The sequence below is a fragment of the Vibrio sp. 10N.222.48.A3 genome (genome assembly GCF_041475345.1).
Lineage (GTDB): Bacteria > Pseudomonadota > Gammaproteobacteria > Enterobacterales > Vibrionaceae > Vibrio > Vibrio tasmaniensis_A.
Map to the genome: position 1 here is coordinate 1 of NZ_JBFRVX010000566.1, position 9,622 is coordinate 9,622.

The following is a 9,622-nucleotide window of genomic DNA, read 5'->3' on the forward strand; positions in this document are numbered from 1 at the left end:
GTAGAAGAGTCTCGCAAACAAGCCGCTGTATAATTCAGAATTCTAAAAAGGAGCCTTCTTCGGAAGGCTCTTTTTGATCTGGCCTCTCTTAACTCTATTATTTGGTTATGATTGCAGATAAAAGAAACCCCAGTATGGTGACATACTGGGGTTTCTTGTTATTTATCTATTATCTAGCCGCTATCATTTAGCAAAGACCGTTCTTAACGCGTGTTACTTCTTCATCAACTTCGCTAGATCGGCGAAAGGGTTGTGCGTCGCTGATTGGTGGTCGTCTAAACGAGCCTTGGCATCAACGCCATAGCGGTCATGGTCTGTGTATTTTGAGTGTTCATGATCGTGACAGTAAAGGCACAATAGTTCCCAGTTACTTCCGTCTTCAGGGTTGTTTGTATGGTCGTGATCGACGTGGTGAACGGTCAGCTCTCTTAAGTTCGAGTAAACAAATTCACGCGCGCACTTACCACAAACCCATGGGTACAGTTTCAGTGCTTTTTCACGGTAGCCTTTCTCTTGGCGAGCGTACGCTGCACTCGAGCCAGTGTAATCAGAAGACATTGCCAAATCCTTATCAATTGTAATCTCCCGATTTTATCACAGCTTTCTTTAACCTGTAGGCATGTCGTGACTAAATCATGTTTCGTACTAACCGTTATGTGGCTTAGGTTTGATTGGACACTTATCTTTTACGTGTGCTATCTCATAAAGCAGGTTATTTCTTTCTGGAATAAGCCATGCTTAACAGTTTGAAAAGAAATTGTATTTAGGGGTTTTAACCAAGGGAGCGTGACCTAATATCAGTTAAAGCTACCCTATATTAATGAGGAAATATCATGTCAGAACAATACACACCGCCAAAAGTTTGGGTTAACGATACTGATGGTGGTAACAAGTGGGCAAATATCAATAGTCCTGAATCTGGCGCTCGCTTTGATAAAGAGCTTCCTGTTGGTGACCATGCTTTTCAATTGTATTCTCTTGGTACACCTAACGGTCAAAAAGTCACTATCTTGCTGGAAGAGTTGTTAGCGGCAGGTGTTAAAGAAGCTGAATATGATGCGTATTTGATTAACATTGGTGAAGCTGAACAGTTCTCTTCTGGTTTTGTTGGAGTGAATCCAAACTCCAAAATACCGGCACTCGTTGATAAGTCTGGTGCTGAAGATGTGAATGTTTTCGAATCGGCATCTATCCTGATGCACTTAGCTGAAAAGTTTGGTCACTTCTTGCCAAAAGAAGGGGCAGCGAGAACACAAACCATTAATTGGTTATTCTGGGCGCAAGGTTCAGCACCATTCCTAGGTGGTGGCTTTGGTCACTTCTACGCTTACGCTGATGAAAAGCAAGAGTACCCAATTAACCGCTTTGCGATGGAAGCTAAGCGTCAGTTAGACGTGTTAGACAAACAACTCGCCAATAGCGATTTTGTAGCGGGAGAAGAGCTAAGCATCGCTGATATCGCAATTTGGCCTTGGTATGGCAACCTTGTACTAGGAAAAATCTACGATGCCGCTGAGTTCCTACAAGTTGAGTCTTACACCAACGTTGTGCGCTGGGCGAAGCAACTAGAAGCGCGCGAAGGTTTCCAACGAGGTCGAGTAGTGAACCGTTCATTCGGTGAAGAGTGGGAGCAAGTCCCCGAGCGCCATTCTGCAGAAGACATTGACCGAGTTTTAAAGCTTAAGCCTTAGTCGCTTCAAAATTAACTCGCTGTACATAACTAGAGTTTGTTTTTGATTACTTCGAATAACAGACTCTAGTTTTCTCATTTCAAATTGATCCTTCCGAAAGCAAGCTCACCTATTTAGATTTAGCTATTAAAGGCGGTTTAGGTATAAACTTGCGACATCATAATTCTAAAGGATGGTGCCATGTACCACGGTCATATCTATTTCCCTCTGCGCTTTGCAGAGCAAGCAGAAACACTGCGTCAGAAAATCCTCTCAGAGCGTAAAGATGTGTTAGAGACTTTCCCATTAATACAGCGTTTGGTTGGTCCGCATAAGATGCCGATGTTTGAGATTCACTTTGCGAACAAAGAGTCGGGCATTGTTGAATGGCTTGAAAAAGAACGCGGTGACATGTCGGTGCTTATTCACCCGGTAACAGGCGGTGAAGAAACGCTAGACCACACAGTACGTGCGACTTGGCTTGGCCGTGAGCTCGGTGTGTTTGAATATACATTAAGTAGCTAATTTAATTTGCGCCCGACGGTTTGTAGCTAACCAATGTTCTGAATAAACATAGCTGCTGTCGGGTGTATCAAAGCTCACTAATTTTCGAACGATTTCCTTATTAAATACCTAGCTTCTCCAGCTATTTCCGAGTAACAGCGATACCGCTACCGACACGCCTAATGCGATTAGGATATTAGGTAAGTAAAGACCCCAAATCGCGACACAAACCGCCACGGTTACCACAGCCCATAACAGTGTTTCTAAAATCCAAGTACCCATAAAATAACTCCTAACTAGATTGTGCGACTAGCATAACCAAGCAAGGGTAAACTTTTGGTCACCATAAAATAACCATTTGGGCAAATTGCTACAGTATGACTTTAACGATGAACTCATTGTTGTTGGTTTTATGAGTAAACTGCCAACCTTGGTTCTGACAAACGCGATCAATGAGCTCTAGTCCGATACCAAAAGAGGTTTGTTGTTCAGAGTCGTTTGCTAGGTTTTCATCTTCCAAACGGTTGGTTACCTCAAACTGATGTTCTGTCAGTGTGATGCTGATATCTCCGCTACCACCATGTTGAAATGCATTTCGGATTAAGTTGGTGAGTACAACCTCAGTTAACTCGCGCGGCAGAGTATGTTCTTCTTGCTCAACCTTGGTTTGAATGTCCACTTCTTTGTTTTTTAAAAGATAACGTTGGCTTTCGATAATGTTATTGAGCAGGGGAGTCAGCTTGATTTGCTCATAGTTGGTTTCCATCTCGTTATTACGGCTCATCCATAGCAGAGTTGTCACTAAGGCTTTCATGTTGGTGGCTGAGCGTTGGATTCGTGCGACGGCTCGTTGGCCGCTGTTGGGAATACTTTCAGACAACCGCACCAGCATATCGCCACTGGCTGAAATAGTGGCAATCGGTGTTCTTAATTCGTGGCTAGCTGCTCTTAAGAAAAAGCTCTCACGCTCATTGGCCTGACGCTCACCTTGTACGCTCTTAACAAGCTGTGAAGCCAACTGGTCGATTTCTTTGTATCGAAACTGAGTCAGCCCTTCAGTGTTGCCCACATCCAGAGATTCAGACCATTTTGATAGCGTAATAATCGGTTTGGTGACTCGATGTATCAGAAGGCGAATGATCAAAAATACCAAGAGTAAAAGGGCACCTATAGCGATAAAGGCGTTGTTAATTTGGTTCACTGAATCGGGTGGGTTCAGCTCGAATAGAGTCAAGTAAATCGCTTCATCATATTCCGAAATGATGTATAGCGCTTCTTCGCTACCTGATATCGGATGCTTGGCTGCGTAGAGGTACTGACCTGACTCGCTGTTCGATGAAAGCTCGTAGTGTTCATAAATTGCATCGTTATCAAATGCTTTCCAATCAAAAGCTTGTTGGAACTTAGTGGGCAGTTCCGAATAACTTAGAAAGGCTTGGAATGTCGGGTTTTGATAGTCTGGTAATTGCCCTGTTTCGATGTATTGTTGCTCTGCGACTTCCAACTCATATAAGAATCCATATTTTGCCGATTCATTGAGACCGATGTGATAGCTCTGAGACACCATCAAGCTGTAGATGGCTGTGAGTAATACGACGATGCCAAATAAGTAGAGGTAGATATCACGCTTGATACTGACTCGGTTCATGTTTGCCTGTTTCATGATGACTCCCCATGTAAGACAACACCAATCCCATGAACCGTGTGGATTAGCTTTGAATCAAAGGGCGCATCAACCACTTGTCGAAGCTTAAACAGGTGCGCTTTCATGCTATCAGAGCTTGGCATTTCGTCTTCCCATGCTTCCTCAAGCTTGGCTTTGCTCACCACGTTAGGGCTGTTTCGCACTAACATTACGAGCATTCGCCAACATACTGGCGAGAGCTTCAATAGCTTGCCGTCTCTAATGGCTTGGTGCTTGTCCAGGTCCAGTTTGAGGTCTGCCACGGACAATGAAGTCACTGAACCTTGAGAACGACGCACTAATGCCATCAACCGTACTTTCAGTTCTTCCATCGCAAAAGGCTTCACTAGATAGTCATCCGAACCTACTTCGAACCCCGCGATCTTGTCCTGTAGCGTGTCTCTTGCGGTCAACATTAGGATCGGTGTCGTGACACCTTGTTGGCGAAGTGATTGGCAGACATCAAGCCCGTCCATTTTCGGCATGTTGATGTCCGTCAAAATGATGTCATAACGCCCCTCTAACGCAAGGTTGAGCCCTGCGCAGCCATTGTAGGCAAAATCGAATTCGAAACCGTCGAGTTCCATATAGTCTGCAATGGCTTCTGCCAAGTCACTGTCGTCTTCAATCAGCAGGGCGTTAATGCTCATAAGTGTCCTTACTTTGTTTCTCGTTCTCTTTTCCAAGCCCAAATAGGCGGCTGAATAAGAAGCTGTAGTCGATAATTCCAATTTGGCGCATGCCATAACTGTTGGCACAGTTTAACGTAGCCGTGGAAATATACCTTAAATGGGTTCACAGAGTTGATTCTCGGGAACACGCCATATCTGACTTCTTCCTCTTCTTTAGCGAAGGTACCGAACATCTTGTCCCAAATAATGAAGATGCCTGCATAGTTCTTATCAAGATACTGCTTGTTGGTTGCGTGATGCACTCGGTGGTGTGAAGGCGTATTAAATACCGCTTCAACTGGGCGAGGCAAGCGTTTAACGGTTTCAGAGTGCAGCAGTGTTTGAAACAGTTGAACAAAGGTTTCACACATCAGAACCACAAACGGATTAAAGCCGAGCAGAATTAACGGCAAGTGGAAGAAGAACGGGAAGAACCAATCCAAAGGCCCAAAGCGGTAAGCGACCGAGATATTAAAGTAAGGCGAGCTATGGTGAACTGAGTGCGTTCCCCATGCTAAACCGTTGCTGTGCAAGAATCGGTGCTCCCAGTAGTACGCGAGATCGGCCAAGATCAAGCAACCCAGAATTGTCCAACCGGATATCGGTAGTTGAGTTAGGCTGAAATTCTCGTAGGCGTAAACAAACGCGCCGACATAGGCTAACCCGACAAAGAAAACGGTAACCAACAAGAAGAACAGAGTGACTAAGTTAGTCGCGCTGTCTCCCAACATATTCCAGCTGAGTTTTTTCTTAAAGGCATAGCGGATAAGCTCAAAGATAAACAGAGCCAGAGCAAGCAGCAGAAAATTATCATCTACCCAAGTTTCGGTTAGGATGATGCTCGTTTCTGTGAATGTTTGAGAGAGAAAATTCCCAATGCTATCCATAGTGAAATTCATAACTAAATCCTTTACTGATTGTTCTTATAATAGACGTATAACTCACTAGAATCTGGCAAACCATGCTGGTTCAGCTGGTGATGTTCTATAACCATATCCACTTCTTTTAGAATCGCGATACCTTCCCAAGCATGTGCTAGTTCTTGTTCAGTATGTTCGCCTTTACCTAGCAGAAGGGTGCCTTTGGATTTGCTTGGAATCTTAATTAATGGTTTTTTTTTATTTAATTTTGATTGCTGAGTCGGGAAGCCAATGGTGACAGTAGCCGTGCTGAAGTCGGAACTGATGTCCTGATAGATCACGACCACTTTCTGTTGCTGTGCGATCTCCTCATCTTTTGCTTCCAGGTTTTGGTAGAAATCGACCCACAGTTCAGGCACGTCCTCTAAAGGGATAGTCTTGCTCAAACCTTGCAGGTAAGTGGTATTTACAGTCGCCTGTTGTTTGACCTCTACGGACTTGTTTTTTGGCTGTTTGTCGATTGATGACTTGTTCGTTGATAACTCAGCGATTGGCTGCTCCGTCGATGCATCCGCAATCGCAGGCTGAATATGTAATAGCCCCCAGACAACACCAGTAATACCGACTGTCGTGAGTAATGAAGCGAATAATTTCATGCTCTTTCCTTGTTGTTCATTTTTCTTATCAAGGACAATAAAGGAGGCGAGGTAAACAAAAGGTAACCGAGCTAGTGACTAAGCGAGTCTGTCGTCTAATTTGTTAATACAGCAATTTGGGACACTTTTTTCCATGTTGGATTGGTAATACTGGCGCCATATTCATTTATGGGCTCAATAATGCTATTCAAACATCCCATCTCTCTGCTGACGATTATTCGGCTTAATCCATTAAAGGTCGCCGCGACTTGGTTAATGGTATTGGCTGAAAACGTGATGTTTATTCTGCTGCCACTGTTTATTGGTCACGCCATAGACGGAGTGCTAAACCAAAGCTTTCAGCCTTTGATGATGTTGGCACTGATTCTTTTTGTACTGGTGATCATCAGTGTCGTTCGCCGTTTTTACGATACCCGTGTGTATGGTGCTATTCGCGTAAAACTGGCAAACCTTGTTGAGCGTAACCTGCGCGGTTTGTCTATTTCGACCAAAGACGCCCGGCTAACCATGTCTCGTGAGCTGGTTGATTTCCTAGAAGATGATTTGCCTACTTTGATGACCGCGATAGTTCAGCTGGTCGCGACGGTGGTTATCCTCTCAACGTTTCACTTCTCATTGGCACTTTGCATGTTGTTTGCAGGGCTGTCGATTCTGGTTATCTACGGCGTATTCCACCGAACCTTTACACGACTCAATGGCCAATTTAACGACCAAGTTGAACAGCAGGTGAAACTACTGAGTGGTGTTCGCTTGTCAGCACTTCGTTGGCATTTTGAGCGCTTAAAACAGTGTGAAATCAAGCTTTCAGATACGGAAGCTGTTGTCTATGGGCTGATTTTTATCGTGTTGTTTGGCGCGGTCATCGGCAATTTATGGATGGTGAGTCAGCTTATCGAACCGACCGCTGGTCAAGTGTTCTCCATCGTTACTTATTCACTCGAGTTTGTTGAAACCGCAGTGATGCTACCAATCACGCTACAAACCCTTTCTCGTCTCACTGAAATCAGTCAGCGCCTTAATCACACCGCCACTCAACAGGTTACCAAGGAGATACCTCATGAAATTTAAAAAGCCACTTTCTGTATTAGTCGGTTGCGCAGCCATCTTTATCGCGTTGGTTGTTGTTGATGAATTGGAACCTGAAGCTACCCAGCCAGTGAAGAAAGAAGCCGTCCTTGCCCCAGTTTCAGTGTTAGAGGTGACACCATCACAGCATCAATCGACGTTAACGGTATTAGGTGTAACTGCTGCGCGTTGGCCTGTGCAGTTGAAAGCATCCAGTAGCGCACAGTTGAAATGGCTAGATGAAAGCGTTGAACCGGGGAATTTGGTTAACAAAGGCGATGTGTTAGCAAGGTTAGATACTAGCGCGGTTGATGCGAACTTGGCTCAGGCGTTGAGCTCATTGAAACAAGCAGAATTAGAATTGAAGCAAGCTAAGCATGAGCAAACGGTCGCGTTAAAAATGCTGAACCCGAAAACGAGTTCGTCTTTTGCTCGTAGAGAGCCTCAATTACTTGTAGCGAAAGCTAACCTACAACAAGCGAAACAGGCTTACCTGAGTGCACAGAAGTTGTTGGACGAATCAGTGATTACTGCGCCCTTTAATGCGGTGATCATGAAACGCCATATCAGTCCGAGAGAGTGGATAGAGGCGGGGCAAGTGACCTTTGAATTGGCTGCCAGTGATTCGATTGATATTGAGTTGCCGATTTCTGAAATGCATTGGCAACAAGTTCAAGCAGCCCTTACTGAGCCGAGTATCACAGTGGTGAACCGCTCTGGGGAGCAGTGGTCTGCAAAGGTGCGCTATGTGTCGCCGCAAGTTGACTCGGTCACTCGCCAAAGACAAGTCGTGTTGTCGGTTGAGGCGCCTTATCAAAGCAAGCCAAGATTGTTTCCAAATCAACAGGTTCAGGCTGTGGTTAATCTGGGGCTGAAGGATAACGTAGTCAGCGTGCCTTTAAGTGCGATGACACGAGACGGATATGTGTGGACGTTAGACACCAATGATCGTCTACGTAAAGAGTCGGTAACGCTTATTGGGCAAGGCAGCCAAGAGCTTGATATTCGCTTCAATGATCGCAGTGATAAGGCTCGTCGCGTGGTGCAGTATCCGCTTTCTTCGATGTTAATCGGCAAACAAGTCGCGCCTAGGTTCAATGGAATCCATTCTGAAGCTATGCTCGTGGGTAAATCTGATGTCACACAGATTAAGGAATCAAACCAATGAGTTGGATGACAAAATGGTTTATCAATAACCCTGTTGCTGCCAATTTGTTGATGATGGCGATTGTTATCAGTGGTGTGCTTGCGTTCGGACAATTGCGTGTCGAGTCGTTTCCACAAATCGCACCGTCTTCCATCAGTATCAGCGTTACTTACCCTGGCGGTACCGCGCAACAGATCGATGAGAGTGTTACGCAGAGAATCGAAGAGTCAATCAGCGGTATTGCAGGCATCAAACAGATCACCAGTCAGTCTAGTGCTGGGGTTTCTCAGGTCATGGTCCGTAAAACCAGTAGCACAGATTTAGACAAGCTGTTGGATGACATTCGTAATCAAGTTAACGCCATCAATGGCTTTCCCGTGCAAGCGGAAAGGCCGCAAGTCGTGCGAAACGAATTTACTAATTTAGCCGCGTTCGTGGTGGTGTCTGGGCCGAGAACCGATGACGAACTGCAACCCATCGCCAAGCAACTTGAACAAGCGCTAAAGAAGAATCCGCGTATCTCGAAGGTATCAAATTGGGGAACTCGCCCATCTCAATTGGTTATCGAGCCAGATCCAGACCAACTGAAAGCGTTAGGGTTGGGCTTAGAAGATCTCGCAGAGCTCGTTGAGCAGCGTTCACTTGAGACTCGTAGCGGTGAGCTGATTAGTGACAAAGGCCGAATGGTGATTCGTGGTGACGGATACGCCGATGATCTACAGAAGTTGAATCAGCTTGTTGTGATTTCAGGAAGCAACGGGAAAATACTACTGGGAGACATCGCCAAGTTAAGTCGTGGCTACCAATACAGTGGTTCTATCGTGCGTAACAACGGCTCTAACGCCATCGCATTATTGGTCAGCACGAGCCAAACCGACAATCTGCTTAAAGTCAGCGAAGCGATCAGTGAAACACTGGATGCGCAACGTGCAATTTTGCCGTCGGATATTGAGTTAAATACCATGGCTGACATGGCGCCTTACATTGAAGAGCAGCTATTTCGTTTGAGTGAGAATGCATGGCAAGGCTTATTGATCGTCGTAGTTCTACTTGGGATCTTTCTTGAAATCAGGCTCGCCTTTTGGGTCGCGATGGGCATTCCAATTGCGCTCACTGGAACGTTGGCAGCAATGCAGTTGTTCAACTACAGCATCAACGACATCACTCTATTTGGGTTTATCTTGGTTCTCGGTGTGCTGGTGGACGATGCAGTTGTTGTAGGTGAAGCGATACATGAAAAAAGGACGGGGAACGTCGGTTATTCTCCTAATATCAATGGTTTCTCAAATATAAACAGCCCCTCTGATATAAATGGAAAGACAGCCGCTTGGCAGGGCGTTAACTCAGTATCAGTGGCTACCGTGT

The 9,622-nt window shown here is 45.2% G+C and carries 11 protein-coding genes; 5 read left to right on the forward strand and 6 right to left on the reverse strand.

What is annotated here, in order from left to right; translation table 11 throughout:
* Positions 1 to 213: 213 nt before the first annotated feature.
* The gene (locus tag AB4653_RS16125; protein WP_004730279.1) at positions 214 to 558 is read right to left on the reverse strand and encodes a YajD family HNH nuclease; all 345 of its coding nucleotides are present in this window, start codon (positions 556 to 558) and stop codon (positions 214 to 216) included.
* Between the two features lie 275 nt (positions 559 to 833).
* Between AB4653_RS16125 and yghU the strand changes: the two genes are divergently transcribed.
* Both yghU and AB4653_RS16135 read left to right on the forward strand, forming a co-directional pair.
* The gene (gene yghU, locus AB4653_RS16130) at positions 834 to 1,691 is read left to right on the forward strand and encodes a glutathione-dependent disulfide-bond oxidoreductase (RefSeq protein ID WP_009844872.1); all 858 of its coding nucleotides are present in this window, start codon (positions 834 to 836) and stop codon (positions 1,689 to 1,691) included.
* A 180-nt stretch (positions 1,692 to 1,871) separates the two neighbouring features.
* Positions 1,872 to 2,195 (forward strand): DOPA 4,5-dioxygenase family protein, encoded by a 324-nt coding sequence (locus AB4653_RS16135; protein WP_009844873.1) that lies wholly within the window; start codon positions 1,872 to 1,874, stop codon positions 2,193 to 2,195.
* 108 nt (positions 2,196 to 2,303) lie between these two features.
* Here the strand turns inward: AB4653_RS16135 and AB4653_RS16140 are convergent, their stop codons facing one another.
* The 5 genes from AB4653_RS16140 to AB4653_RS16160 form a co-directional block, all read right to left on the reverse strand.
* On the reverse strand, positions 2,304 to 2,456 hold the full coding sequence (locus AB4653_RS16140; RefSeq protein ID WP_009844874.1) for a hypothetical protein: 153 nt from the start codon (positions 2,454 to 2,456) through the stop codon (positions 2,304 to 2,306).
* A gap of 88 nt (positions 2,457 to 2,544) precedes the next feature.
* Positions 2,545 to 3,837, reverse strand: coding sequence for a sensor histidine kinase KdpD (locus AB4653_RS16145; protein WP_009844875.1), 1,293 nt, complete (start codon positions 3,835 to 3,837; stop codon positions 2,545 to 2,547).
* Complete coding sequence (locus AB4653_RS16150) at positions 3,834 to 4,508, reverse strand: response regulator transcription factor (protein ID WP_009844876.1); 675 nt, start codon at positions 4,506 to 4,508, stop codon at positions 3,834 to 3,836. Before AB4653_RS16150 ends, AB4653_RS16145 begins: the two co-directional genes overlap by 4 nt.
* An 8-nt stretch (positions 4,509 to 4,516) precedes the next feature.
* Positions 4,517 to 5,428, reverse strand: a complete 912-nt coding sequence (locus AB4653_RS16155) for a sterol desaturase family protein (RefSeq protein ID WP_102257606.1) — start codon at positions 5,426 to 5,428, stop codon at positions 4,517 to 4,519.
* Between the two features lie 11 nt (positions 5,429 to 5,439).
* The gene (locus AB4653_RS16160) at positions 5,440 to 6,045 is read right to left on the reverse strand and encodes a hypothetical protein (protein ID WP_009844878.1); all 606 of its coding nucleotides are present in this window, start codon (positions 6,043 to 6,045) and stop codon (positions 5,440 to 5,442) included.
* Positions 6,046 to 6,225: 180 nt separating this feature from the next.
* Here AB4653_RS16160 and AB4653_RS16165 point away from each other — a divergent pair, with 180 nt between their 5' ends.
* The 3 genes from AB4653_RS16165 to AB4653_RS16175 all read left to right on the forward strand — a co-directional run.
* Positions 6,226 to 7,113 (forward strand): ABC transporter six-transmembrane domain-containing protein, encoded by an 888-nt coding sequence (locus tag AB4653_RS16165; protein ID WP_240798321.1) that lies wholly within the window; start codon positions 6,226 to 6,228, stop codon positions 7,111 to 7,113.
* Positions 7,103 to 8,278: an efflux RND transporter periplasmic adaptor subunit gene (locus AB4653_RS16170; RefSeq protein WP_009844880.1), complete on the forward strand. Its 1,176-nt coding sequence runs from the start codon at positions 7,103 to 7,105 to the stop codon at positions 8,276 to 8,278. The genes AB4653_RS16165 and AB4653_RS16170 overlap by 11 nt, the downstream gene beginning before the upstream one ends.
* The coding region (locus AB4653_RS16175) for an efflux RND transporter permease subunit (RefSeq protein WP_372104713.1) at positions 8,275 to 9,622 on the forward strand (1,348 nt) is incomplete at its 3' end. The genes AB4653_RS16170 and AB4653_RS16175, both read left to right, overlap by 4 nt.

Bases quoted from the DNA above. Each gene is read 5' to 3' on its own strand.
- AB4653_RS16165 (WP_240798321.1), top strand. From the start codon at position 6,226: ATGCTATTCAAACATCCCATCTCTCTGCTGACGATTATTCGGCTTAAT.
- AB4653_RS16135 (WP_009844873.1), top strand. From the start codon at position 1,872: ATGTACCACGGTCATATCTATTTCCCTCTGCGCTTTGCAGAGCAAGCA.
- yghU (WP_009844872.1), top strand. From the start codon at position 834: ATGTCAGAACAATACACACCGCCAAAAGTTTGGGTTAACGATACTGAT.
- AB4653_RS16155 (WP_102257606.1), bottom strand. From the start codon at position 5,428: ATGAATTTCACTATGGATAGCATTGGGAATTTTCTCTCTCAAACATTC.
- AB4653_RS16125 (WP_004730279.1), bottom strand. From the start codon at position 558: ATGTCTTCTGATTACACTGGCTCGAGTGCAGCGTACGCTCGCCAAGAG.
- AB4653_RS16170 (WP_009844880.1), top strand. From the start codon at position 7,103: ATGAAATTTAAAAAGCCACTTTCTGTATTAGTCGGTTGCGCAGCCATC.
- AB4653_RS16160 (WP_009844878.1), bottom strand. From the start codon at position 6,045: ATGAAATTATTCGCTTCATTACTCACGACAGTCGGTATTACTGGTGTT.
- AB4653_RS16140 (WP_009844874.1), bottom strand. From the start codon at position 2,456: ATGGGTACTTGGATTTTAGAAACACTGTTATGGGCTGTGGTAACCGTG.
- AB4653_RS16145 (WP_009844875.1), bottom strand. From the start codon at position 3,837: ATGAAACAGGCAAACATGAACCGAGTCAGTATCAAGCGTGATATCTAC.
- AB4653_RS16150 (WP_009844876.1), bottom strand. From the start codon at position 4,508: ATGAGCATTAACGCCCTGCTGATTGAAGACGACAGTGACTTGGCAGAA.